Origin of the sequence: Rugosibacter aromaticivorans (assembly GCF_000934545.1) — a bacterium.
Taxonomy (GTDB): Bacteria; Pseudomonadota; Gammaproteobacteria; order Burkholderiales; family Rhodocyclaceae; genus Rugosibacter; species Rugosibacter aromaticivorans.
The window spans coordinates 2,605,744-2,630,933 of record NZ_CP010554.1 but is presented as its reverse complement, the minus strand read 5'-3'; the positions used below and the strand labels follow the sequence as shown (position 1 = coordinate 2,630,933).

Sequence of the window (25,190 nt, the reverse complement as noted above, 5' to 3'; positions counted from 1 at the left end):
TTTTCCTTCGCGCCCGTGCTGTACACCGGCGCGCCGTGTCACTCATTCTGGAGCATAAAATGAACTGTATTTCTTTGTCCACGCTAGCCGCCTGCGGTGTGCTGGCCAGTCTTCCCGCACACGCGGCAGACAACAACCTGCAAGCCCTGCGCGAGGAAATCGCGCAAATGCGGCAGGCGTATGAGCAACGCATCACTGCATTAGAGGCGCGTCTTGCCCGGGCTGAAACCAAAGCCGATGACGCGCAGACGGTTGCTCAGCAAGTCGTGGTTCAGCAAGCCACAATCCGGCAACCGGCTGCTGCCCCAACGCAAAGCAACAGCTTCAATCCCGAAGTGTCAATGATTCTGCAAGGGTCTTACAACAACCTGAAGCAGGACCCGAACGCCTACCAGATCACCGGTTTTGTGCCGGCGCTGGGCAAAGTCAGCCCCGGCGCACGCGGCTTCAGCCTTGGCGAATCGGAGCTTGTCATAGCCGCTAATATCGACCCCGACTGGCGCGGGACAGCGATTGCGTCGCTCAAGCCAGAGGGTGGCGTCGAGATGGAAAATGCGTTCTTCCAGAGTCTCGGCCTGGGTAATGGCCTTAGCTTCAAGGGCGGCCGTTTCTTCTCCGGCATCGGCTACATGAATGAGCAACATGCTCACGCCTGGGATTTTGACGACGCACCCCTCGTCTACAAGGCTTTCCTCGGCGGCCAGCTTGGCGATGATGGCGTGCAACTGAAGTGGCTGGCGCCAACTGACCTGTTCCTTGAGTTCGGCGCCGAAGCAGGCCGTGGCCGCACCTTCCCCGGGGCTGACAACAACAAGAATGGCATATCGCAAGGTGCGGTTTTCGCGCATCTTGGCGGCGATGTGGGCACCAGCAACGCCTGGCGTGCCGGGCTATCGTGGCTGGGCAGTTCGCCAAACAACCGCCGCTATGACGATAGCGATAGCCTTGGCAAACCAGTCAGCAACAGCTTCAGCGGCAAGAGCCGTTTGTGGATTGCCGACGGCATCTGGAAATGGGCGCCTGAAGGCAACAGTACGGTGACTAACCTCAAACTGCAGGGCGAGTATTTCCGTCGTCACGAAAACGGCACGCTGGGGAGCAATTCAGCGGCGGGTCTCTGTGCCGGCAGTTGCGCCAATGGTTACAGCAGCGAGCAAAGCGGCTGGTATTTGCAGGGCGTCTATCAATTCATGCCGCGCTGGCGCGCCGGTTTGCGTCATGATGCCTTGAGCTACGGCACCGTGAACATCGGTCTCGTCAACAGCGGTGCTCTTGGTGCAGCAGACTTCCCGCTACTGGGGGCGCACGACCCGAAACGCAATACCGCGATGCTCGATTACAGCCCCAGCGAATTCACGCGCTTCCGTCTGCAATGGGCGCACGACAACTCGGGTATCGGTGCGACCGACAACCAGGTATTCCTCCAATACATCTTCAGCCTGGGTACGCATGGCGCGCACTCTTTCTGACGGGAGCCAAAAATGAAACGACTTATTTTCGTATTACTCAGCCTGCTATCGCTGGCTGCCCACGCTGACCTCAAGGTGTTCGCCACGGTTCCCGAATGGGGCGCGCTGGCCAAGGAAATCGGCGGCAAACATGTCGATGTGTTTATCGCGACGGGCGGCTTGCAAGACCCGCACCGTGTCGAAGCCAAGCCCTCATTGATCGCACACGCGCGCAATGCGGATCTGGTGGTGGCCACAGGCGCGGAGCTGGAGGTGGGCTGGCTGCCCGTGGTATTGCGCGATTCAGGCAATCCCCATGTGCAGCCCGGCCAGCCCGGCAATTTCGAAGCGGCGCGTGCTGTGCGCATGCTCGAAGTACCGACGCGTCTTGATCGTGCCGATGGCGATGTGCATGCGGGTGGCAATCCGCATATCCAGACCGACCCGCGCAATTTCCTGAAAATCGGCGAAGCACTCTCCGCCCGCATGGCACAGCTCGATACGGCCAATGCAGGCGACTATCAGGCCAATTTCAAGAATTTTTCCGAGCGCTGGAAAATAGCGATAGCGAAATGGGAAACCAGTGCCGCATCACTGCGCGGAATGCATGTCGTGACGCAGCACAAAGCCTTCCCCTACCTCTATGACTGGTTGGGTATCGTCGAGGTCGGTACGCTGGAGCCCAAACCCGGCGTCGAACCTTCGGTGTCCTATCTTGCTCAGGTCATGACCGACGTCGAAACCAAAAAACCGCGTAGGGTGATTCGCGCGGCGTGGAATTCGCCGCGTCCCACCGAGTGGTTCAGCGAGCATGCGCACGTACCAGCCGTCGTGCTGCCTTTCACGGTAGGCGGTAGCGATCAGGCCAAGGATTTGTTCAGTCTTTTCGATGACACTATTGCGAGATTGCTGGAGGCAAACAAATGAACGGGTTCGACTGGAGTTTGCTGGCAGCCCCGTTTGCAGCGGGGCTGCTGGTGTTGGCCGCGCATGTACCGCTGGGTCGAGAGGTGTTAAAGCGAGGCATTATTTTCATTGACCTTGCCATTGCGCAAGTCGCAGGGCTTGGCGTGATGCTGGCGCAATTGCTGGAGTGGAGCCACAGCGAAACAGGCACTGACCCCGCAACGCAGCTTACCGCCGCCGTCGCCGCCTGCGCTGGCGCCATGCTGCTGACGTGGAGCGGCAAACGCTGGCCTGAGATACAAGAGGCGTTGATCGGCCTGCTCTTTGTCTTCGCGGCATCGGCGGGCATTTTGTTATTGGCACATAATCCGCACGGCGGCGAGCACCTCAAAGACCTGTTGACCGGGCAGATTCTCTGGGTAAATTGGTCGCAACTTGCGCTACCGGCGGCAATCTATGCGGCCATTCTCGTGTTCTGGTTTGTACTGCGTCAGCGCTTCGGCGATGGCGGTTTTTATCTGCTGTTTGCGTTGACGGTGACGTTCTCCGTGCAACTGGTGGGTGTGTTTCTGGTGTTCACCAGCTTGATCGCGCCAGCCATCGCCAGCCGCGGATGCGCCGGGTGGAAGGGCTTACGCTTTGCGTATCTCATCGGAGCGCTGGGTTATGGACTGGGCCTTGCCGCTTCCGCGTGGTGGGATTTGCCTTCCGGCGCGGCGATTGCCTGCGTTTTGTGCGTTCTGGCGATGACAGGGCTGAGGCATCGCCAAGTCCGGTAAACTACTACTGATAACTGGAGCAATATTTATGGAGCAATATCACGGAACCACCATTCTTTCCGTGCGGCGCGGCAATCAGGTCGCACTCGGCGGCGATGGTCAGGTGACGCTGGGTAATATCGTCATCAAAGCTACGGCGCGCAAGATACGGCGGCTTTACAGCGACCAGATACTGGCGGGTTTTGCGGGCGGCACGGCGGATGCTTTTACTTTATTCGAGCGCTTCGAAGCCAAGCTGGAAAAACATCAGGGCAAGCTGTTGCGTGCGGCCGTCGAGCTGGCCAAGGACTGGCGCACTGATCGCATGCTGCGGCGGCTGGAGGCCATGCTGGCGATTGCTGATCGGGAGCATTCACTGGTCATCACCGGCAATGGCGATGTGCTGGAGCCGGAATTGGGCATTGTCGCCATCGGCAGCGGCGGCGCTTATGCGCAGTCTGCTGCGCGTGCGCTGCTTGAGAATACGCAACTGGTCCCTGCTGACATTGTCAAAAAATCGCTGGCGATTGCCGGTGATATCTGTATCTACACCAACCAGAATCATTTGATCGAAACACTGGATTGAGTACGAATTTTCATGTCCATAATGACTCCTGCTGAAATTGTTTCCGAACTCGATAAACACATCGTAGGGCAAGCGCGCGCCAAACGCGCCGTGGCTATCGCTCTACGCAACCGCTGGCGGCGGGCACAGGTGAGTGAGCCCTTGCGGACTGAAATCACGCCCAAGAACATTTTGATGATCGGGCCCACGGGCGTGGGCAAAACCGAGATTGCGCGGCGGCTAGCGCGACTGGCGAACGCACCCTTCATCAAGATCGAGGCGACCAAATTTACTGAAGTGGGTTACGTCGGCCGCGATGTGGATACCATCATCCGCGATCTGGCAGAAACCGCCATCAAGCATGCGCGCGAAGTGGCTATGCGCGCTGTACACGATCGTGCGAAGGATGCGGCCGAAGAGCGTGTGCTAGACATTTTGTTACCGGCCGCAAGAGTCGGGGCTGGTGAGCCGGCGAGTGAAGGGTCGCACGAGTCGGGGAGCACGCGCCAGAAATTCAGGAAGAAGCTGCGCGAGGGTGACCTGGATGATAAAGAGATCGAAATCAACGTCGCTCAGCCAGCGGCGAGCATGGAAATTTTTGCGCCACCGGGGATGGAGGATTTGACACAGCAGATTCAGGGCATGTTTCAAAATCTTGGCAGCAGCAAGAAACAGGCGCGCAAGATGAAGATTCGCGAGGCGCTCAAGGCGCTGTCTGATGAAGAGGCTGCCCATTTCATCAACGATGATGAAGTGAAAATCGAGGCATTGCGAAATGTCGAACAAAATGGGATTGTCTTCCTCGACGAAATCGACAAGATTGCAACCCGCTCGGAAGCACAAGGCGCCGATGTCTCGCGCCAGGGTGTGCAGCGCGATCTGTTGCCGCTGGTTGAAGGCACGACGGTGTCTACCAAGTACGGCATGATCAAGACCGATCACATTTTATTCATCGCCAGCGGCGCGTTTCATTTGGCGAAGCCATCCGATCTGATCCCCGAACTGCAAGGGCGGTTTCCGATTCGTGTCGAGCTGGATTCGCTTTCAGTGGATGATTTTCAACGCATCCTGGTGCAGACCGATGCTTGCCTGACACGCCAGTATCAGGCACTGCTGGCAACCGAGGGCGTGCAACTGGAATTTGCTGCCGATGGTATCCAGCGGCTGGCCGAGATTGCATTTCAGGTGAATGAAAAAACCGAGAACATCGGCGCGCGCCGCTTATACACGGTGATGGAAAAACTGCTTGAGGATGTTTCGTTCGATGCGGGCAAGCCGGGCGCCGCGACGATCAGTATCAACGCAGCCTATGTCGACGCGCGACTAGGCGAACTGGCGCAAAGTGAGGATCTGGCGCGGTATGTGCTGTAGCCCGGTGCTTTAGCCCGCAGGCAACACAGACTCCAGCGCAAAAAGCTCGGCCACTTCTTCGCGGCGGCGGATCAGATGCACCTGGTCGCCGTCGACCATCACTTCGGCAGCGCGCGGCCGGGTATTGTAGTTGGATGCCATCGCCATGCCATAGGCGCCGGCGGAGAGAATCGCGAGCAGGTCGCCTTCGGCAAGGGCCAGTGCTCGGTCATGGCCGAGAAAATCACCTGATTCGCATACCGGGCCGACGATTTCCCAACATTGCTCGTCATGCTTCGCCGTTCTCCAAGAGGGCTTTCCAGAGACGGCTCTGCATTCCCTGCGGTCAGATTCAAAGCTTTGCGGCGTGTCGCCAGCGCCGACTTTTACAATCTCATGGAAGGCATCGTAAAGCGCTGGTCGCATGAGGTCGTTCATTGCTGCATCAACAATGGCAAAGTTTTTTTCTTCGCCCGGTTTTAATACCATGACCTGAGTAAGCAGCAAGCCAGCATTGCCGACCAGCGAGCGGCCAGGTTCCAGAACCAGTTGCTCATGCCGGTCAGAAAGTTTTGCCAGGATTGGAGCCAGATAGTCGGCTACCGTGGGCGCCGGTTTGTCCGGTTGGTATTGAATCCCCATACCCCCGCCGACATCAATATGTGTCAGAGGGATGTGCGCCACTGCGAGTTGATCTGCAAGAGCGAGCACCTTATCCATGGCTTCGGCTGCGGGGGCCGGGTCAAGCAGTTGTGAGCCGATGTGGCAGTCGATACCTTTCACCGCAAGATGCGGCAGTGATGCCGCGTGCTGGTAGAGGGCGAATGCGGCATCCATCGCGATGCCGAATTTCGCGTCTTTCAGGCCCGTGGAAATATACGGATGCGTTTTCGGGTCAACGTTGGGATTCACGCGCAAGGAGATCGGTGCGCAGGTGCCCAGTTCGCCGGCAACGGCATTGAGCTGAGTCAGCTCGCTCGCCGATTCGACATTGAAGCAGTGAATGCCAGCGGCGAGCGCAGCGCGCATTTCCGCACGCGATTTGCCGACGCCGGAAAAGACGATTTTCTCAGCTTTGCCACCCGCCGCGAGTACGCGCGCCAGCTCGCCGCCGGAGACGATGTCGAAGCCTGCCCCAAGGTTTGCAAAGAGATTCAGAATGGCCAGGCTGGCGTTGGCTTTGACGGCGTAGCAGATCAGCGCGCGGTTGCCAAAACCCTGTGCGTCCAGCGCATTCCGGTATCCGCTATACGCAGCGGCGAGTGCAGCGCGTGAGTAGACGTAGCAAGGGGTGCCAAAGCGGGTGGCAATATCAGTGAGCGCGATGCCCTCGATATAGAGACCATCGGGATACGAGGTGGTCAAATGCATTGTGAAGATGCTGCTGCATTGTTGTTATGATTGCCATGAAGAAAAGCCGGCCCCCCAAGGGTATTTTCCCACAAGGGGATTGGCTTCGCGGCACCTTCGGGGCGCGCTGGTAATACGGCGCGAAGCAAGTTTTCGTGGGAAATGGCGACGGCGGCAGATGTCATCAGCGCAGTCGTCGTGGGTGGGAGCTTAAGGGGCGTCTTGGTGCCGCAAGCGGTCAGCAGGGGCAGCATAAAAAGGGCCAACAGAGTACGCATAGCTAAGAGGGTTAAAAACGGATAAAGGATGGTAACACGCGATGGATGAACAGGAATTTATACAGTTGGCAGATCAGGAGTTAACGCGCCTCGAAGCGGCTCTTGAAGGGGCGAGTGAGCGTGGCACAGCAGATTTTGATGTTGAGACCAAACCAGGTGGCGTGCTTGAGATTGCATGTGAAAATGGGTCGAAAATTATTATTAATCGGCACACGGCAGCACGTGAAATTTGGTTAGCGGCAAAATCGGGCGGCTACCACTTCCGGCCACAAAATGGCTGCTGGTTAGCCACTCGCGATGGTGAGGCATTATGGGTAGCTGTTGCGCGCGTCTTGTCAGAACAAACGGGGGGCAAGATAGATTTTTAGCCATTTTTGGCTGCACCTGCCGTTTTTACTGGGGAGGTTTCGCCACCGCTTTGGGCTTGACTACTTCCACCGGCGCGGGGAGCTGTTGGGCTTCCGTTGGCGGATCTTCCTCTGGGGCTGGCGGCAGATGCTCACGGTATACCATTTCGGTTGTTACATGGCCGGAAGGGTCGCTAGCGATGACCGAGAGCATACCTTCAGGTACTTCCGGCCAGCTTTCAGGTACGCCCTTGAGCGCTTGCTCCATGTAACCGATCCATATGGGTAAAGCGGCAGATCCGCCAGTTTCTCCGTTACCGAGTCGTCGTGGTGCGTCGAACCCTACCCAGGCAATACCGACGACGGTGGGTTGATAGCCGCAGAACCATGCATCGATATAGTCGTTGGTTGTGCCGGTTTTACCAGCAAGATCGCTACGCTTTAAGACTTGTGCGGCACGCGTTGCCGTGCCTCGACGAACCACGTCGTGCATCATGCTATCCATGAGCCAGGCATTACGTGCATCAATCACACGGAGTGATTCGTCACCGGCGATTGATGGTTGCGTGTTGGCCAGAACGTTGCCTTTGCCATCAAGAATCTGGCGCACGATGTAAGGAGCAATGCGATAGCCCCCATTGGCAAACACGGAATAAGCAACAAGTTGCTGCCATGGCGTGACCATACCGGCTCCCAATGCCATGGTGAGGTAGGGTGGGTGTTTTTCAGCATCAAAGCCAAAGCGCGTGATGTAGTCTTGTGCGTAGCGGGCGCCAATGGCGCGCAGCAGCCGAATAGACACCATGTTTTTGGATTTCGCCAATGCGGTACGTAGTGTCATCGGGCCTTCATATTTGCCATCATAATTTTTGGGCTCCCATACTTGAGAGCCCGTTTCGTCGGCGGAGAAGGAAATGGGCTCGTCAGGTAACACGGAGGCCGGGGTATAGCCCTTTTCCAGAGAAGCAGAGTAAATAAAGGGTTTGAAGCTCGAGCCAGGCTGACGCCAAGCCTGGGTGACGTGGTTGAATTTGCTTTGGTTGAAGTCAAAGCCACCAACCAGTGCGCGGATAGCGCCATCAACGGGGCTTGCCGCCACGAAAGCGGCTTGCACATCGGGCAGCTGAAGTATCTGCCAGCCTTTGTCGGTTTTTTGTACGCGAATGACTGCGCCACGCCGTATGCGTTTATTTGACGGGGCTTTGTCGTCCAGCATGTGGGCGGCAAATTTCAGGCCATCATCATGAATGTTCACAACTTCACCGCTACGCAGGATAGCGCGAACGTTTTGTGATGAGGCGGCTAGAACGAGTGCCGGAAGCAGATCGTCGTTGCTGACGAAATCATTGAGCAGGTCTTCCAATGCGTCATCTTGACCGGAAGCAAGGGAAGTCATGTCAACATACGTTTCGGCACCTCGATAGCCATGGCGCCTGTCGTAGTCAAGAACATTTTTACGCAGACTGCGATAGGCTGCTTGTTGGTCATTGCGGGTGATTGTGGTGATGACCCGGTAGCCACGGCTGTAAATATCGCCAGGGAATCGTTCAGCCGTAATCTGGCGTGCCATTTCGGCTACGTAGTCGGCATGCAGGCCAAATTCATTGGGATTGCGCTTTACCTTTAATACCTCTTCTTGGGCTTCTTTTAATTGCGCGGCATTAATGAAGCCGAGCTCAAACATACGGCGCAATACGTAGTGCTGCCGTAATTGAGCGCGCTTGGGGTTAGCCACTGGGTTGTATGACGAAGGCGCTTTGGGCAAGCCGCCCAACATGGCTGCTTCAGCCACGGTGATGTCTTTTAATGGCTTGCCAAAATAAATTTGTGCTGCAGATGAGAATCCGTAGGCGCGTTGTCCTAGATAGATCTGGTTGATATAAAGCTGGAAAATTTCATCCTTGGTCAAACTATGCTCTATCTTGATCGCCAAGAGCGCTTCATACAGCTTTCGAGTCAGCGTTTTTTCACTGGAAAGAAAAAAGTTGCGCGCCACTTGCATGGTGAGTGTGGAAGCTCCTTGCTGCTTGCCGCCACTCACTAAATTGGCAAAAGCCGCACGCAACACACCCATTGTATCGACGCCAGGGTGCTTGTAAAAGCGTTCATCTTCGGCAGCGAGAATCGCCTGTTTCATGACAGTGGGTACAGCGTCAATGAGGACAAAGTCGCGCCGTTCTTCACCGAACTCGCCAATCAAATAGCCATCGCTCGAATAAATGCGAAGTGGTATTTTGGGCCGGTAGTCAGTCACCACCTCGAGCGAAGGAAGCTGGGGGTAGGCAAGAATGAGCACAATGCCGATCAAGGCAGCTGCACCAAGCAGAGCGCCGACGATCAGTAGCGGGATGCGCAGTGCCCAGCGGTTAAGTGAGAGAGAGGAGAGGAGTGACAAAATATAGATACGAATACGGCAATACGCAAAAGGTTTGACATTGTGCATTATAGTCATGCGCGGAAATGCTGAACGCTGCCGGGCACGATGATATTTTGCTTTACAGGCAATATGGTTGCTGTTAGGATTTAAAGTGGATTATGCGTATTCCTCTTAGGGCTTTATTTTTAAAGGAAAAGTGTTGCAGATAGATCTCTCTTCGCTGAAAACTATTTTCAATCCGAAGCTGCGTCCTTTGATTGGTGTGGATATTGGCTCAACGTTGATCAGAATGGTCGAGCTGGTGGATGCCGGTAAGGGAGTCCCCCGTGTAGAGCGCTATGTCACCGAGCCCGTGCCGAGAGATGCCGTGGTCGATGGCAATATGGCAGCGTTAGAGGCAGTGGCGGAGGCGCTTAAACGCTGTTGGAGTAAGCTGGGAACTAAAACGCGAAATGTGGCTTTAGCATTACCAACTGCTGCCGTCATTACCAAAAAAATCACGCTCCCAGCCAACCTGCGTGAGCAGGAAATGGAGATTCAGGTAGAGTCTGAGGCCAATCAATATCTGCCTTTTGCGCTTGAGGAGGTCAATCTGGATTTTCAGATTATCGGCCCATCGCCCGCTAACCCAGACGACGTAGAGGTGCTACTCGCTGCGTCGCGTAAGGAACGAGTCGAAGATCGAGTCGCTGTGGCCGAAATGGCAGGATTAAAGCCTGTCGTGATTGATATCGAGGCTTATGCCATTCAGGCGGCATATGAGTTGGTGCTAAAACAGCTTCCGCAAAATGGGCAAGGACAAATCATTGCTCTGATTGACGTTGGGGCAGCAGTGACGAAAGTCAACATCATGCAAGACGAACAGCAGTTGTATGTACGTGAGCAGGCGTTTGGTGGTGCGCAACTGACCGATGACATCATTCGCACTTATGGATTGAGTCCCGAAGAAGCTGAGAGAATGAAGTGTTCGGGAGCGCCCCCCGAAAATTACGCAGCAGAAATACTCCATCCGTTTGTTGCGAGCATGGCTCAAGAAATTGCACGTGCGCTGCAGTTTTTTTTCACCTCAACCCCGCATAATGAGGTTCATCACATCGTTCTGGCTGGCGGCTCAGTTCTGGTTCCTGGGGTGGTCGAGAGTGTCAGGCAACAAACGAGCGTCAATACCTTACTGGCTGATCCGTTTGCCGGTATGGCAATATCGCCGCGCATTCGCGCCAAGCAATTAGCGATGGATGCGCCTTCATTGCTCGTAGCTTGCGGTCTCGCCCTGAGGAAGTTTGACCAATGATCAAAATAAATCTACTTCCCCACCGCGAGGAAGCTCGCCGCGCAAGGCGCCAGCAGTTTTATGGCTTGATGGCGCTAACTGCTCTGTTAGCCGGTGTCATTTGGTTTCTTGGTTTTAGTATTATCAGCCGACAAATTGACATACAAAATGACAAGAACCAGTTTCTCAAAACTGAAATTTCTACGCTGGACAAAGACATTGCGGAAATAAAAAAACTTAAAAGCCAAACAGACTCCCTACTGGCGCGCAAGCGAGTGATTGAAGCACTCCAAGCCAACCGAACAGAAATGGTGCACCTCTTTAACGAGCTCGCCAAGCGGGTGCCAGAAGGTATTTATCTGCGTACCCTGACGCAAACGGAACAGAAAATTGCCCTCACTGGGGTGGCGCAATCGAATGCGCGAATCACTACGCTTATGAATAATCTTGACGAGTCGCCGTTGCTGGAAAATTCAACGCTGATCGAAACTAAAGCTGAACTAGTAGGCAACCGCCGATTGAATGCGTTTAGTGTGAATACATTCATAACGCGACAATTAGCAGATACCGATGCTGCCCCGCCTCGGGGAGCTAAAAAATGAAGCTTCCTTTTGCTGACAAGAAGGCCAAGTCAGGGCATGCGCCATCAGAAGGTTTATCCGCGACTGTGCTTGCTAAACCTAAACCCAAAGGGCCGTTAATTGATTTTCATCAATTAGCCGAGGACTTCAAGACCATTGATCCGAAAGATCCCGGCCTCTGGCCGCTGGCCCCGCGTGTCGTGACCCTGCTAGGATTTTTTTTAGTCATTGTTGGTGCGGCGTGGTGGTTTGGCTGGAGTGGACAACTAGAAGAGTTGGATACCCAAAAAGTTCAAGAGGCTAGCCTAAGGGAAGATTGGCTTACTAAAAAAAATCAGTCGGTAAATCTTGATGAGTATCGGCGTCAGTTGGCTGAGATTGATCGATCTTTCGGGACATTGTTAAAACAACTGCCTAACCGATCCGAGATGGGTGATTTGCTGGTCGATATCAATAAGGCGGCGCAAGGCCGGGGATTGTCCGTCGAGCTGTTCAAGCCGGGGGGGGAGACAATCAAGGATTTTTATGCGGAAGTCCCCATTACCTTGAACCTAATCGGTGGTTATCATGATATTGGCGCGTTTACCGGTGATATTGCCAAGTTGCCGCGCATAGTGACGCTGAATGATATTAACCTGACCACTGGGCCAAAAGAGGGTGTGCTCGTTTTTAAAACGACTGCAAAAACCTTCCGTTATCTCGATGAGGAAGAGTTAGCCAAGAAGAAAAAAGCGAACAAAGGGGCGAACTAATGAGACTTCTTTTAATTCTTTCAGGTTGCCTTTTTTTGTTGGGCTGCACTTCTGAAGAACACCAGGATATCAAGGAATGGATGCAGGAGCAGACGAAAGATATGCACGGTAGAGTATCGCGTTTGCCAGAAATTAAACCTTTTCCTCCGGTGGCTTATGAGGCGGAAGCCATGCTCTCCCCTTTTGTTGCTGGCAAGATTGTTACTATCGATGCAACAATCGATAAGACAGCACCTGATCGAAACCGTCCGCTTCAGCCGCTGGAAAGTTTTCCGCTGGAAGACTTAAAAGTGGTCGGCGTGATTTTATCTGGATCGAAGCCGTATGCCCTGATTCAGACGCCTCCCCCGAATAAGCCGAAAAATGTTCTTGTGGGGGAGTACATGGGCCAGAATTTTGGAAAAATTGTAGCGATTACCAAGGATGGCGTCACGGTGCGGGAAACTGTTCGAGATATTAACGGCGTATGGATCGAGCAAGAAAAAACGCTTTCCGTACTCAAAGAAGGGGGTTCTTAATGAAAAAAACACATCTTCTCGCGTTGATCTTGGCGAGCTCCTGGTTTGGTTTGTGCGGGGCTGCCGCAGCATTTGAAAATGCGATCAAGCAGATACAGGTGCGTCATGAAGGTGATCAGGTTTTGCTTAAGGTAAAAATGTCTTCTCCGCTGAAGTCTTTACCGGGAAACTGGAGTGTGGTTGAGCCACCGCGTGTGGTTTTTGATTTTCCTGAAACTGAAAACCAGTCGGGGCAGACTAATCAGAAGGTCGTGGCGGGAGACCTGAAGAGTCTGAATTTGGTGCAAACCGAAAAGTTGACGCGGTTAGTTTTAAATCTTTATCGACCAACCAAATTTTCGACAGAGATTGTTGGCGATGCTTTGTTTATTAAGTTACAGACCCAAACCGTGGCGGCGGGACAAGAAGTGACTCCCAGCATTTATCAACCTGCAGCACCGAAGCTGGAAGCTGCCGCAGTAAATAATGCAGCAGTCCGTGATGTGGTATTTCGCCGAGGCAGTGAAGGCGAGGCGGTGATCTTGATAGATTTGACCGACGGCTCTGTGCCAGTTGATATACGTCGGTCAGGTAATGGACTATCCGTGGAGTTGCGTGGCGTGGAATTGCCTGAGCGACTTCAAAATCGCCGCGATGTCAATGATTTTGCGACACCTGTGACGACCCTCAGTTCGCGAGCGGTGGGTGATCTCACCCGTATAGAAATAGCAGCTCGAGGCCGCTGGTTTCATCAAGCACATGTGAGCAACAATCAACTCACCATTGAAATCAAGCCGATTCCAGCAGATGAAGCCAACAAGCTGGTGCAAACTGGACAGCAGGGGAAAAAAGTATCCATCAATTTTTTTGATGCGGATGCTGCCATGGTTCTTCGGACGCTTGCTGAAATATCCGGTAAAAATGTGCTGATCGATCCATCACTTAATGGTCGTCGTGTGACGGCTAATCTCGATAACCTGCCGTATGATCAAGCGCTTGAAATAATCATGACACAAGTCAATGCGGCGATGCGGGTACGCAACGACGTCATTGTGTTTGGCGACAGGGCAGCGCTGCAAAAGCGGGATCAGGATATGGCTGATGAAGAGGCTCGGGCGGCGGATACGGCTCCGCTGGTGTCTGAGACCTTTACATTGAATTATGTCAAACCAGCAGATCTAGCAGCGTTGATTCAGGCAAATGTTACCCAGGCAGGTGGTACACCTACCCCGAACAGTGCTGATCCTTCTGCACCAAAGAAAGTTAATAGCGGTGGAATGCTTTCACCACGCGGCAGTATGGCAACGCATGACTTGACCCAAAAGTTGTTTATCCGTGATATAGCAACGGTTGTTGAGGCAGTTCGAGAGGTTATTCGTAATGTGGATGTCCCTCCCAAGCAAGTAATGATTGAGGCCCGCATTGTGGAGGCATCAACGGGCTTTTCAAACGCTTTAGGGGTACGCTTAAAGTATTTTGGCAACGCGGTGACTTCGCTTGGCGGTGGTGCTAAGGCTTCACTGGGTATAGCAGACAGCGGAGGGTTCAGCAATGTCAATGCGTTTGGTGCACCCGCAACGCCCTCGCTAATCCGTACCACAACGCAGGGGTTCGGCACGAATTTCACCGCCAATGGCACTACGGCTATCAATCTGATGTTGTTCAATAATGCCGCCACCCGGCTGCTTTCCCTAGAGCTGCTGGCAGCAGAGGCAGATGATAAAAACAAAACAGTTTCCGCACCACGCGTGGTGACGCAAAACCGCAAGAGCGCCAAAATTAACAACACGCAGCAGGTAACCTTATTAGTGGGTGTTAATGCCCAAACGGGTTTACCTATTTATCAGACCTATTCCGCGCCACTGACTTTAGAGGTGACCCCGTCGATTACGCCTGACAATAAGATAAGCATGGAATTGAAGATTGAGAAAAGCACCATCACCAATGTCACGACGGGTAGCCTGGATACCAACACATTGAATACCAATGTGATCGTCGAAAATGGTGGCACGGTGGTGATTGGTGGGTTTGCCCGTGATAATGACATCAGCTCGGAAGAGCGTGTGCCGGTACTGGGTGATTTGCCTTATGTGGGTTTTCTGTTCAAAGCTAAAACCCGCCAGCAAAACCGTTCTGAGTTGTTGATATTTGTTACCCCGCGCATCGTGACGGATTCGTTAGCGCAACGATAGCTTGTACCAAGGCAGTAAATATAAAGAGCCGCGCTAGTGGCTCTTTATATTTTGTGCTGATACCGCTGATACAATTCATCGGTGAATTCCAGCGATAACATTTATTTAGTGGGCATGCCTGGCGCCGGTAAAACAACGGTGGGCAGGCAGTTGGCGCGCCGTCTGCACCGTCAGTTTATTGATGCTGACCATGAAATAGAAGTACGCGCTGGCGTCAAAATTCCGGTGATTTTCGAGACCGAAGGCGAAGCGGGCTTTCGTGAACAAGAGACCCGTGTGATCGCTGATTTAGCTAAGCAATCCAACCTGATTGTTGCCACTGGCGGCGGTGCTGTTCTGAGGCCGGAAAATTGTGATGCAATAAAAAAAAGCGGGCTGGTTGTTTATCTTCGGGTAGCGCCGCGCATTCTGTTTGATCGGACGCACCATGATGCTAACCGCCCATTGCTTCAGGTAGCGAATCCCATGATGAGAATTGAAGAGCTTTTTACACAGCGCGACCCTATTTACCAAGATGTAGCTGATTTGGTTATGACCAGTGGTGGTGGTAGCGTTTTTCATCTGGTAACGCAAGTTGAACGAGAGCTGCGTAAACGATGCGCCGCTTGAACGTCGCCTTGGCTGAGCGTAGTTATCCGATTTTGATCGGTAGCGACTTGCTGCAAAATGCAGAAAACCTTCCGCCTTATTTGCAGGGGCCACGAGTTGCGGTAATCAGCAATACAACCGTTGCTCCGCTCTACCTAGACACCTTGCTTGCAACGCTGGAAAAAGTCGGCGTTGGTGTGACGCCGATTATTCTGCCGGATGGTGAAAAATTCAAGAATTGGGAGTCCCTTAACGCGATATACGATGCCTTGTTAGCCGCGCGTTGCGACCGTGGTACGACGCTGATCGCATTGGGTGGTGGTGTGATCGGTGATCTTGCGGGGTTTGCCGCGGCGACCTATCAGCGAGGTGTGCCTTTTATACAAATTCCCACCACCTTGTTATCGCAAGTGGATTCATCGGTTGGTGGTAAAACGGGCATCAATCATCCGCGCGGCAAGAATATGGTGGGTGCCTTCTGGCAACCCAAGCTGGTTGTGGCGGACACCCTTACTTTGCGTTCTTTACCGGCGCGTGAGCTTTCTGCGGGGCTTGCTGAAGTGATCAAGTATGGCTTGGTCCGCGATCTGCCATTTCTTGAATGGCTTGAATCGAATATGGATCGTCTCGTTGCGGGCGATGATGAAGCACTGGCCTACGCCATTGAGCGATCCTGCCGTAATAAAGCCGAGGTAGTGGCAAATGATGAGTTTGAAACGGCCAAAGAGGGGGGGCGCGCCTTACTCAATTTAGGCCATACCTTTGGCCATGCCATAGAGTCCGGCATGGGGTATGGTCACTGGCTGCATGGTGAAGCGGTGGCTGCCGGAACAGTGATGGCAGCAGAATTATCGCGTCGTTTGGGCTGGCTATCAGCGGCTGATGTTGATCGCGTGCGTAACCTTTTGCAGCGGGCTGGTCTGCCCGTGTGCGGCCCCATGCTAGGTGCCGAGCGGTATCTTGAATTCATGTCGAACGATAAAAAAGTGTCGGCCGGGCGCTTGCGCTTGGTGTTGCTTCAATCCATCGGAACTGCTGTCACCACCAGTGACGCAACGCGTGAAGACATCCTTGCTACCTTAACTGCGTGTTGCCATGAATGAGCTTGCTTTGTATGCGGTAACCGATGCGGTTAGTCGCGGACGAGAGATAAGCGAACCCCGCCCTAGCGCGCGTAGCGAGTTTCAGCGTGATCGCGACCGCATTGTGCATTCCACCGCTTTTCGACGGCTCGAATATAAAACCCAGGTTTTTGTTAATCATGAAGGCGATCTATTTCGCACACGGCTGACACACAGCATTGAGGTCGCCCAGATTGCGCGCTCGATTGCCCGCGCGTTACGCTTGAATGATGATTTGGCAGAAGCCATTTCCCTGGCGCATGATCTTGGCCATACACCCTTTGGCCATGCAGGGCAAGACGCGTTAAACGAATGCATGCAGGGATACGGGGGGTTTGAGCATAACCTCCAGTCGCTACGTATCGTTGAGCAATTAGAGCAGCACTACGGCAGGTTTGATGGCTTGAATCTCATGTTTGAAACACGGGAGGGCATCCTCAAGCATTGTTCGCTTGCGCATGCGCGCATCTTGGGCGAGCTGGGCCAGCGTTTTTTAAATGGACAACAACCTTCGCTTGAAGCCCAAATATGCAATCTCGCGGATGAAATCGCGTATAACAACCACGATGTTGACGACGGTTTGCGTTCGGGTCTTATCACCTTGGAACAATTGCAAGACGTCAGCTTGTTCAGTCGGCGCCTGTCCGAAGTTGATCAGGTTTTTCCCGGTATCACAGGCCGGCGGCGAATCCATGAAACCATTCGCCGCGTCATTGATGCACAAGTGACCGATTTGCTTAACGAGTCTGGGCAGCGAATTGCCCAGGTGGCGCCCAAGACATTGCAGGATGTTCTTGCTGCACCTGCACTGATCGGGTTTTCGGAAGCAATGTATGCAGAGAATCGAGCGCTGAAAACGTTTCTCCGCGAACAGCTCTATCGCCATTATCAGGTGGTGCGCATGACAACAAAAGCACAGCGCATTATTCGCGAACTTTTCGCCGCTTTTATGGCAGAACCGCGGTTGCTGCCACCGCAATATCAACAAACTGCCGCGGCAGAAAGTTTATCTCGCGCAACGGCGGACTATATCGCCGGAATGACTGACCGTTACGCCGTAAAAGAGCACCGACGATTATTTTTAGTGGGTGACGAATAAAAACGGTTGTTGGGCGCGGACATATTGAGTTCAAGCGGTTTTGCCGGTATATTTGTCAGTTCCGCCGCCTTTTTTAAGGCGGTCTATCCAAGGCTGGGGAGCAGATTCCCCCGGCCTTTTTTGCCGACTGCATTTCCGAGGAATGACAAGATGGTATTCCCCCAGCGCCAAGGGCTTTACGACCCGATACGAGAGCACGACGCCTGTGGTGTCGGTTTCGTGGCCCATATTAAAAACTGCAAAAGCCATGCGATTGTTAAGCAGGGTTTACAGATACTTAGCAACCTTGAGCACCGCGGTGCCACGGGGTACGATCCCCTATTGGGCGATGGTGCAGGGATTCTGCTTCAATTGCCCGATCTCTTCTTGCGCGAAGAGGCATTGGCTCGGGACATTGCACTTCCGGTAGCGGGGGAATATGCCTGCGGCAATGTGTTTTTGCCGCAGTCAACCAATGGGCGTGCCGCGTGTGAGTCTGTCATGGCGCGCATTATCCATGAAGAAGGGCAGAATTATTTGGGTTGGCGTGATGTGCCTCGAGATAATTCGGGGCTTGCTCAAGCCGCTAAAGATATTGAGCCCGTAGTGCGCCAGGTATTCATTGGCCGTAGTGATCAGTGCGCCGATCAAGAGGCGTTTGAGCGTAAGCTTTTTGTCATTAGAAAGCGCGTCGAGCATGAAGTTCGTCGTTTGAAATTAGGTGATATCAACCGGTTTTACATCGCGTCATTGTCCTCGCGGACTATCGTCTACAAGGGCATGTTGCTAGCCGAGCAAGTGGGCAGTTACTTCCTTGATCTGCAGGACGAGCGCCTGCTGTCGGCCATTGCACTGGTACATCAGCGCTTCTCGACCAATACGTTCCCCACGTGGGATCTAGCGCATCCGTTCCGCATGATTGCCCACAATGGTGAAATCAACACCGTGCGCGGCAATATCAATTGGATGGCTGCGCGGCAGAAGGCGATGAGTTCGAAATGGCTGGGCGACGATCTCAAAAAACTGTGGCCGCTGATCATTGACGGCCAATCGGATTCGGCAAGCTTTGATAATGCGCTAGAACTGCTGGTCATGGGCGGCTATTCCCTGCCGCATGCCATGATGATGCTGATCCCCGAAGCATGGGCAAGCAATGACTTAATTGATGAAGAGCGCCGCGCTTTTTATGAATTTCATGCACCACTGATGGAGCCCTGGGATGGTCCTGCTGCAGTTGCGTTTACAGATGGTCGGCAGATCGGCGCAACGCTTGATCGAAATGGCTTGCGGCCGGCGCGCTATCTGATTACTGATGATGACATCGTGCTGATGGCTTCTGAAATGGGTGTTCTGAGCTTTCCGGAAGAAAAAATTGCCAAAAAATGGCGTCTGCAACCAGGCAAAATGTTTCTCATTGATCTGGAAGCCGGCCGCATCATTGATGATGCCGAACTCAAGCATGCGATTGCAACGGAGCAGCCTTATGGTCAGTGGGTGAAGGCGTCTCGCCTGTTTCTGGCTGATTTGCCCGCTAATGGAAAGTCAGCTCTAAAGCTCAGAGAGTCGCTGCTGGATACCCAACAAGCGTTTGGCTATACCCAGGAAGATATCAAATTTATTCTCGAGCCGATGGCGGAAAATGGCGAAGAGGCCACGGGCTCTATGGGCAACGATTCTGCGCTACCGGTGTTGTCGTCGCGAGAAAAGTCGCTCTACACCTACTTTAAGCAGCTCTTCGCTCAGGTGACCAATCCACCGATTGATCCCATTCGCGAAGAAATTGTGATGTCACTCACGAGCTTCATTGGTCCAAAACCGAACTTGATGGGTATAGCGAATGGCGATGACGAACCGCTGACGCCCCGTTTGGAGGTGACGCAGCCGGTTCTTCTGGACGACGATTTCACCCGCTTAACATCAATCGACAAGGCCACGCAAGGGCGTTTCAAATCACTGGTTCTGGATATCACTTACCCTATGGCCGCAGGTGCTGTGGGCTGCGCCTCCGCGCTGGCTGATCTTGCAGCGGCTGCCGAGCAATCAGTGGCGGCGGGCTACAACATTGTGGTGCTATCTGATCGCGCGGTGTCATGTGAACGTGTCGCTATTCCGGCTTTACTTGCTTGCGCCGCTGTTCATCATCACCTGACCAAGAAGGGGTTGCGCACGAGCACTGGCCTGGTAGTTGATACCGGCTCCGTGCGAGAGGTGCATCATTTTGCTTTGCTCGCAGGCTATGGCGCCGAGGCCGTTTGCCCTTGGTTGGCACTTGAAACCATCGCTAAATTTTCAGGCAAAGACGCCAAGGAAGCGCAGAAGAAATTTGTCAAGGCGATTGGTAAAGGCCTGAACAAGGTGATGTCCAAGATGGGGATATCAACCTATCAGTCCTATTGCGGAGCGCAAATTTTCGAGGCGATTGGCCTGAATTCTGAATTTATTCGCGACTTTTTTACTGGCACATCGACGCAGATTGAAGGTATTGGTCTGTTAGAAGTCGCAGAGGAAGCCGTACGTATTCATCGCGCCGCATTTTCTACCGACCCCGTGCTGTCTAATAGCCTGGATGCGGGGGGTGAATATGCCTATCGTGTCCGTGGCGAAGATCAGATGTGGACACCCGATGCGATTGCTAAATTACAGCATGCCACGCGGTCCGGAAAGTACGACACGTATAAAGAATATGCCCGGCTGATTAATGATCAAAGCAAACGTCACCTGACATTGCGCGGCTTGTTCGAGCTCAATCCTGCTGGTCCCCCGGTGCCGCTTAATGAGGTTGAGTCCGCCAAAGAAATCGTCAAGCGGTTTGCCACGGGTGCGATGTCGCTCGGCTCGATTTCAACCGAAGCGCATACCACGCTAGCGATTGCCATGAACCGTATTGGTGGAAAATCCAATACAGGTGAAGGCGGCGAAGACCCGCGACGTTTCGAAAAAGTCGGCGCTGGTGCTACGGTGGCCGGCGTGATCGGGGCGAGCCGCGTGGAGGCGAATATCCCCTTGAAAGAGGGCGACAGCTTGCGTTCGGCGATCAAGCAGGTGGCGTCTGGCCGGTTTGGTGTCACGGCAGAATATCTGAGTAACGCAGACCAGTTGCAAATCAAGATGGCGCAAGGGGCAAAGCCTGGCGAAGGTGGCCAACTGCCCGGACACAAAGTGTCCGAGTACATCGGCTTTTTGCGGCACTCGGTGCCCGGCGTTGGTTTGATTTCGCCCCCGCCACACCATGATATTTATTCCATTGAAGATCTGGCGCAGCTTATTCATGATTTGAAAAATGCCAATCCGGTGGCCTCGGTTTCGGTCAAGCTGGTGTCTGAAGTCGGCGTGGGTACGGTTGCCACCGGCGTGGCTAAAGCCAAGGCGGATCACGTGGTGATCGCCGGCCACGACGGCGGCACAGGGGCGTCACCTATTTCTTCGATCAAACATGCGGGCACGCCTTGGGAGTTAGGTCTGGCGGAAACGCAACAGACGCTGGTGCTGAACAAGCTGCGCGGCCGCATCCGCGTGCAGGCTGACGGCCAGATGAAAACCGGGCGCGATGTGGTGGTCGCCGCGCTGCTCGGCGCTGATGAGTTCGGCTTTGCCACAGCCCCATTAGTTGTCGAAGGCTGCATCATGATGCGAAAATGCCATCTGAATACCTGCCCCGTGGGCGTAGCCACGCAGGATCCGGTATTGCGCAAACGCTTCACCGGCCAGCCTGAACACGTGGTGAATTATTTCTTTTTTGTTGCTGAAGAGGTACGCGAACTCATGGCGCAATTGGGTATTCGAAAATTTAACGACCTCGTTGGCCGTGCTGATTTACTCGATACCCGCAGCGGCATTGAACACTGGAAAGCAAAGGGTCTCGACTTCTCACGCATCTTCTATATGCCGACAGTGTCAAGCGATGTGGCGCTTTGTCATCGTGAAACGCAAGATCATGGATTGCTCCGCGCGCTTGATCACCGCCTGATCAGCAAAGCCGAGCCGGCGCTGAAACATGGTGCGAAGGTGACGATTGAAGCCGCGATCAAAAATGAAAACCGCACCGTTGGCACCTTGTTGTCACATGAAGTAGCCAAGCGCTTTGGTCACGCAGGATTGGCTGAGGATGCCATTTCCGTCAAACTGACAGGTACAGCCGGACAAAGCTTCGGCGCTTTTCTGGCACGCGGGATCACGCTGGATTTGGTGGGTGAAGGCAATGACTACGTTGGCAAGGGATTGTCCGGTGGCCGTATCATTGTGCGCCCACCCAAGGCATTTCGTGGCGTATCGGCCGAGAACATTATTGTTGGCAACACAGCACTATACGGCGCGATCGAAGGCGAGGCATTTTTCAGCGGCGTCGCTGGCGAGCGTTTTGCTGTACGTAACTCAGGCGCTACGGCGGTTGTCGAAGGCACGGGTGATCACGGTTGTGAATATATGACGGGTGGCACGGTGGTTGTTCTCGGACTCACCGGGCGCAATTTTGCTGCTGGCATGTCCGGTGGTATGGCTTATGTGTATGACGTCGATGGCCAGTTTGCGCAGCGGTGCAATGTATCGATGGTGGCGTTGGAAGGCGTACTCGCTACAGATGCTCAAGCAGATGATGGCCTGCGGCATCGTGGTGAAGCGGACGAGACACAGCTGAAACGACTGATCGAGCAGCACGCTCAGCTTACCGGTAGCGAACAAGCTCGCGCATTGCTCGCTGACTGGCGTCAAACGCTGGGTCGGTTTGTGAAAGTTTTCCCCCATGAATATCGTCGCGCATTAAAAGAAATGGCGGCGACCAAGATAAAAGAGGCCGCTTGATGGGTAAGCCCACCGGGTTTTTGGAGTACGAACGGATTGCTGATGCTTATGAGCCAGTGGCAAAACGAGTCACACTTTACAAGGAATTTGTTCCACGGTTGACGGATGGAAAAGCCAAAATTCAGGCGGCGAGATGCATGGATTGTGGTATTCCATTTTGCAATACAGGTTGTCCGGTGAATAACATCATTCCCGACTGGAATGATTTGGTCTACCGTGGCAACTGGCAAAAAGCCATTGAAGTATTGCATTCAACAAATAATTTTCCTGAATTTACCAGCCGTATTTGCCCAGCCCCTTGTGAAGAGGCTTGTACGCTGAATATCCCGCATACGCCTGTTGGCATTAAGTCGATTGAGCGCGCCATCATCGATAAAGCAGGTGAAAACGGCTGGGTTGTGCCGCAACCGCCTGCATGGAAAACGGGCAAAAAGATTGCCGTGGTTGGCTCTGGCCCTGCCGGGCTGGCAGCAGCGCAGCAATTGGCGCGCGTTGGTCACGCAGTTACTGTGTTTGAAAAAAGTGATCGTATTGGCGGCCTGTTGCGCTATGGCATTCCAGATTTCAAACTGGATAAACGCTTGATTGACTGGCGTATGGCGCAAATGAAAGCCGAAGGTGTTTCGTTTGCGACAGGCATCATGGTGACAAATACCAGGTTGGCCGCAGGTATTCATAGCGATGCGAAAAAAACCATCACGCCAGAACAATTGCGCAAAGATTTTGATGCCGTTGTGCTTGCCGGTGGTGCCGAGTTGCCGCGCGATTTGCCCATTCCCGGCCGCGAACATAAGGGCGTGCACTTTGCACTCGAGTTTCTCATCCCGCAAAACAAGGAAGTCGCCGGTGGGCGTAAAAACCCGATCAACGTCAAAGGCAAGCATGTCTTGGTGATTGGTGGTGGCGATACGGGGTCTGATTGCGTCGGGACGTCGAATCGCCATGGTGCAGCGAGCATCACCCAAATTGAGCTGATGCCGCGCCCTCCTGAGCAGGAAGACGGTGCTTTGACCTGGCCTTATTGGCCCTTGCGGCTACGCACCTCCTCTTCGCATGAAGAAGGCTGTGAGCGCGATTGGGCGATCGGAACCAAGGCGTTTATTGCCCACGAAGAGGGCCCCTTGCGCGGCCATCTTAAAGCGGTGCGTGCAGTGCGTCTGGAATGGAAAGACGGCAAGATGCATGAGGTGCCGGGCTCCGAATTTGAGATTCAAGCCGATTTTGCTTTTCTGGCCATGGGGTTTGTTAGCCCGGTAGGCGGCGTGCTGGATGCCTTTGGTGTTGCTAAAGACCCTCGTGGCAATGCCAGTGCCTCGACTGAAGGTGGGGTGGCGTACCACACCAATGTGCCGCGCGTGTTTGCGGCTGGCGATATACGACGTGGCCAATCACTGGTGGTATGGGCGATCCGCGAGGGGCGTCAGTGTGCTCGCGCAGTCGATGAATTTTTAATGGGCGAAAGCGTCTTGCCGCGTTAAGCCGGCTGTGCGACCTGGATACTAACGCCATGGTTATCAATGTCGTTATTCTTGCGGCAGGCCAAGGCAGGCGCATGAATTCTGCGCTACCCAAGGTGCTGCATCCGCTGGCGGGCAAGCCGCTACTCGGCCATGTGCTGGATACGGCTCGCGCACTGGGGGCTGTGCGTATCTGCGTCGTGTATGGCCACGGGGGTGATCAAGTACAGGCAGCGCTCAATGCGCCGGATCTCCTCTGGGTAAGCCAGTCGCCCCAATTGGGTACGGGCCACGCGGTATTGCAAGCGCTGCCGCAGTTGGCCACGGCTACACCTTCACTGACATTAGTGCTGTATGGCGATGTGCCGTTGATTCAGACGTCGACTCTGCAACGGTTGCTCGATGTAGCAGTACAAGGCGCGCAAGGAACACACAGCACCCAAGGCGCAAAAGGGACGAAAAGCGCCCAGGGCGCTTTGGCGTTGCTGACAGCAAACCTTGATAACCCGCAGGGCTATGGTCGTATCGTCCGCGAGGCGGGCAAGGTGACGTGTATTGTTGAAGAGAAAGACGCCAGCGATGCGCAACGCCAGATTCATGAAATCAACACCGGCATGCTGGTTGCGCCAACAGAAGCGCTATCCCGCTGGTTGCCGACGCTGGGCAATCGTAACGCGCAGGGCGAATACTATCTCACCGATATTGTCGCGATGGCGGTTCATGAAGGCTTACCCGTCGTGACGGCGCAGCCTGATGTGGTGCGGGAAATCGAAGGGGTGAATAGCAAAGTCCAGCTCGCGGCGTTAGAGCGCGTTTATCAACGCACGGTTGCCGAGTCGTTGCTGAATGCGGGCGTTAGTCTGGTTGACCCGGCGCGAATCGATGTGCGTGGCCAACTGACCTGCGGCCGCGATGTGTTCATTGATGTGAATAACGTATTCGAAGGGCAGGTAACGCTGGCGGACAATGTGCGCATCGGCGCAAACTGTGTGCTGAAAAATTGCCGCATCGCCCAAGGCGCAAGCATTGCGCCTTTTTGCCATATTGAAGATGCCAATGTTGGCCCGAATTGCCGCATTGGCCCCTATGCGCGTTTGCGCCCAGGTACCGACCTTGGCGGGGACGTCCATATTGGCAATTTTGTTGAAGTTAAAAACAGTGCCATTGCGGACCATTCCAAGGCCAACCATCTTGCTTACATTGGCGATGCAACCATAGGCCAGCGGGTGAATGTGGGCGCCGGCACGATCACCTGCAACTACGATGGCGCCAATAAGTTTCGCACCGTGATCGAAGATGATGTATTCATTGGTTCTGACACGCAACTTGTCGCGCCGGTGACGGTCGGCCGTGGCGCAACCCTCGGTGCTGGAACCACACTCACTAAAAATGCGCCACCGGGTCAACTCACGATTTCACGCGCCAAACAGCTATCGATTGCTGGCTGGAAGCGCCCTGCAAAACAGAAAAAGGATTAA

Annotated in this window: 19 protein-coding genes; 17 read left to right on the top strand and 2 right to left on the bottom strand. The window is 54.0% G+C overall.

Annotated features, from left to right (window positions below; all coding sequences use genetic code 11):
* Nucleotides 1-59 precede the first annotated feature (59 nt).
* From PG1C_RS13055 to hslU, 5 genes are read left to right on the top strand one after another with little or no spacing between them, the layout of a single operon-like run.
* Nucleotides 60-1,469 carry a TonB-dependent receptor gene (locus PG1C_RS13055; RefSeq protein WP_202635171.1) on the top strand — a complete coding sequence of 470 codons (1,410 nt, stop codon included), beginning with the start codon at nt 60-62 and terminating at the stop codon, nt 1,467-1,469.
* A gap of 12 nt (nt 1,470-1,481) precedes the next feature.
* Nucleotides 1,482-2,375, top strand: coding sequence for a metal ABC transporter substrate-binding protein (locus PG1C_RS13050; RefSeq protein WP_202635170.1), 894 nt, complete (start codon nt 1,482-1,484; stop codon nt 2,373-2,375).
* A complete protein-coding gene (locus PG1C_RS13045) occupies nt 2,372-3,133 on the top strand; it encodes a metal ABC transporter permease (protein ID WP_202635169.1) in 762 nt (253 codons plus the stop codon). Before PG1C_RS13050 ends, PG1C_RS13045 begins: the two co-directional genes overlap by 4 nt.
* 28 nt (nt 3,134-3,161) lie before the next feature.
* Nucleotides 3,162-3,698 (top strand): ATP-dependent protease subunit HslV, encoded by a 537-nt coding sequence (gene hslV / locus PG1C_RS13040; protein WP_202635168.1) that lies wholly within the window; start codon nt 3,162-3,164, stop codon nt 3,696-3,698.
* Nucleotides 3,699-3,710: 12 nt separating this feature from the next.
* Entirely contained in the window at nt 3,711-5,048 is a 1,338-nt protein-coding gene (hslU, locus tag PG1C_RS13035; protein ID WP_202635167.1) for an ATP-dependent protease ATPase subunit HslU, read from the top strand.
* Between the two features lie 9 nt (nt 5,049-5,057).
* On the opposite strand, the gene lysA is transcribed toward hslU, so the two are convergent.
* On the bottom strand, nt 5,058-6,398 hold the full coding sequence (lysA, locus tag PG1C_RS13030) for a diaminopimelate decarboxylase (protein ID WP_202635166.1): 1,341 nt from the start codon (nt 6,396-6,398) through the stop codon (nt 5,058-5,060).
* Between the two features lie 298 nt (nt 6,399-6,696).
* On the opposite strand from lysA, the gene cyaY reads away from it, so the two are divergent.
* Nucleotides 6,697-7,023 (top strand): iron donor protein CyaY, encoded by a 327-nt coding sequence (cyaY, locus tag PG1C_RS13025; RefSeq protein WP_202635165.1) that lies wholly within the window; start codon nt 6,697-6,699, stop codon nt 7,021-7,023.
* A gap of 25 nt (nt 7,024-7,048) precedes the next feature.
* Here cyaY and PG1C_RS13020 read toward each other — a convergent pair whose 3' ends face one another.
* Nucleotides 7,049-9,454, bottom strand: a complete 2,406-nt coding sequence (locus tag PG1C_RS13020; RefSeq protein WP_237218194.1) for a penicillin-binding protein 1A — start codon at nt 9,452-9,454, stop codon at nt 7,049-7,051.
* A gap of 124 nt (nt 9,455-9,578) precedes the next feature.
* Here PG1C_RS13020 and PG1C_RS13015 point away from each other — a divergent pair, with 124 nt between their 5' ends.
* From PG1C_RS13015 to glmU, 11 genes are all read left to right on the top strand, one after another.
* On the top strand, nt 9,579-10,670 hold the full coding sequence (locus PG1C_RS13015; protein WP_202635164.1) for a pilus assembly protein PilM: 1,092 nt from the start codon (nt 9,579-9,581) through the stop codon (nt 10,668-10,670).
* Nucleotides 10,667-11,251, top strand: a complete 585-nt coding sequence (locus tag PG1C_RS13010) for a PilN domain-containing protein (protein WP_202635163.1) — start codon at nt 10,667-10,669, stop codon at nt 11,249-11,251. Before PG1C_RS13015 ends, PG1C_RS13010 begins: the two co-directional genes overlap by 4 nt.
* The gene (locus PG1C_RS13005; protein ID WP_202635162.1) at nt 11,248-11,982 is read left to right on the top strand and encodes a type IV pilus inner membrane component PilO; all 735 of its coding nucleotides are present in this window, start codon (nt 11,248-11,250) and stop codon (nt 11,980-11,982) included. The genes PG1C_RS13010 and PG1C_RS13005 overlap by 4 nt, the downstream gene beginning before the upstream one ends.
* Nucleotides 11,982-12,500 (top strand): pilus assembly protein PilP, encoded by a 519-nt coding sequence (locus PG1C_RS13000; protein ID WP_202635161.1) that lies wholly within the window; start codon nt 11,982-11,984, stop codon nt 12,498-12,500. Before PG1C_RS13005 ends, PG1C_RS13000 begins: the two co-directional genes overlap by 1 nt.
* Entirely contained in the window at nt 12,500-14,671 is a 2,172-nt protein-coding gene (locus PG1C_RS12995; RefSeq protein WP_202635160.1) for a type IV pilus secretin PilQ, read from the top strand. The genes PG1C_RS13000 and PG1C_RS12995 overlap by 1 nt, the downstream gene beginning before the upstream one ends.
* An 81-nt stretch (nt 14,672-14,752) precedes the next feature.
* A complete protein-coding gene (locus PG1C_RS12990; RefSeq protein ID WP_237218193.1) occupies nt 14,753-15,280 on the top strand; it encodes a shikimate kinase in 528 nt (175 codons plus the stop codon).
* Nucleotides 15,268-16,362: a 3-dehydroquinate synthase gene (gene aroB, locus PG1C_RS12985; protein WP_202635159.1), complete on the top strand. Its 1,095-nt coding sequence runs from the start codon at nt 15,268-15,270 to the stop codon at nt 16,360-16,362. The genes PG1C_RS12990 and aroB overlap by 13 nt, the downstream gene beginning before the upstream one ends.
* Complete coding sequence (locus PG1C_RS12980) at nt 16,355-17,479, top strand: deoxyguanosinetriphosphate triphosphohydrolase (protein WP_202635158.1); 1,125 nt, start codon at nt 16,355-16,357, stop codon at nt 17,477-17,479. Before aroB ends, PG1C_RS12980 begins: the two co-directional genes overlap by 8 nt.
* Before the next feature lie 150 nt (nt 17,480-17,629).
* Nucleotides 17,630-22,255, top strand: a complete 4,626-nt coding sequence (gene gltB / locus PG1C_RS12975; RefSeq protein ID WP_202635157.1) for a glutamate synthase large subunit — start codon at nt 17,630-17,632, stop codon at nt 22,253-22,255.
* Entirely contained in the window at nt 22,255-23,733 is a 1,479-nt protein-coding gene (locus PG1C_RS12970; protein ID WP_202635156.1) for a glutamate synthase subunit beta, read from the top strand. The genes gltB and PG1C_RS12970 overlap by 1 nt, the downstream gene beginning before the upstream one ends.
* Nucleotides 23,734-23,762: 29 nt before the next feature.
* Nucleotides 23,763-25,190 (top strand): bifunctional UDP-N-acetylglucosamine diphosphorylase/glucosamine-1-phosphate N-acetyltransferase GlmU, encoded by a 1,428-nt coding sequence (glmU, locus tag PG1C_RS12965; protein ID WP_348539344.1) that lies wholly within the window; start codon nt 23,763-23,765, stop codon nt 25,188-25,190.

Coding starts and splice junctions, on each gene's coding strand:
- PG1C_RS13055 (WP_202635171.1), top strand. CDS start 60: ATGAACTGTATTTCTTTGTCCACGCTAGCCGCCTGCGGTGTGCTGGCC.
- PG1C_RS13050 (WP_202635170.1), top strand. CDS start 1,482: ATGAAACGACTTATTTTCGTATTACTCAGCCTGCTATCGCTGGCTGCC.
- PG1C_RS13045 (WP_202635169.1), top strand. CDS start 2,372: ATGAACGGGTTCGACTGGAGTTTGCTGGCAGCCCCGTTTGCAGCGGGG.
- hslV (WP_202635168.1), top strand. CDS start 3,162: ATGGAGCAATATCACGGAACCACCATTCTTTCCGTGCGGCGCGGCAAT.
- hslU (WP_202635167.1), top strand. CDS start 3,711: ATGTCCATAATGACTCCTGCTGAAATTGTTTCCGAACTCGATAAACAC.
- lysA (WP_202635166.1), bottom strand. CDS start 6,398: ATGCATTTGACCACCTCGTATCCCGATGGTCTCTATATCGAGGGCATC.
- cyaY (WP_202635165.1), top strand. CDS start 6,697: ATGGATGAACAGGAATTTATACAGTTGGCAGATCAGGAGTTAACGCGC.
- PG1C_RS13020 (WP_237218194.1), bottom strand. CDS start 9,454: ATGACTATAATGCACAATGTCAAACCTTTTGCGTATTGCCGTATTCGT.
- PG1C_RS13010 (WP_202635163.1), top strand. CDS start 10,667: ATGATCAAAATAAATCTACTTCCCCACCGCGAGGAAGCTCGCCGCGCA.
- PG1C_RS13005 (WP_202635162.1), top strand. CDS start 11,248: ATGAAGCTTCCTTTTGCTGACAAGAAGGCCAAGTCAGGGCATGCGCCA.
- PG1C_RS13000 (WP_202635161.1), top strand. CDS start 11,982: ATGAGACTTCTTTTAATTCTTTCAGGTTGCCTTTTTTTGTTGGGCTGC.
- PG1C_RS12995 (WP_202635160.1), top strand. CDS start 12,500: ATGAAAAAAACACATCTTCTCGCGTTGATCTTGGCGAGCTCCTGGTTT.
- aroB (WP_202635159.1), top strand. CDS start 15,268: ATGCGCCGCTTGAACGTCGCCTTGGCTGAGCGTAGTTATCCGATTTTG.
- PG1C_RS12980 (WP_202635158.1), top strand. CDS start 16,355: ATGAATGAGCTTGCTTTGTATGCGGTAACCGATGCGGTTAGTCGCGGA.
- gltB (WP_202635157.1), top strand. CDS start 17,630: ATGGTATTCCCCCAGCGCCAAGGGCTTTACGACCCGATACGAGAGCAC.
- PG1C_RS12970 (WP_202635156.1), top strand. CDS start 22,255: ATGGGTAAGCCCACCGGGTTTTTGGAGTACGAACGGATTGCTGATGCT.
- glmU (WP_348539344.1), top strand. CDS start 23,763: ATGGTTATCAATGTCGTTATTCTTGCGGCAGGCCAAGGCAGGCGCATG.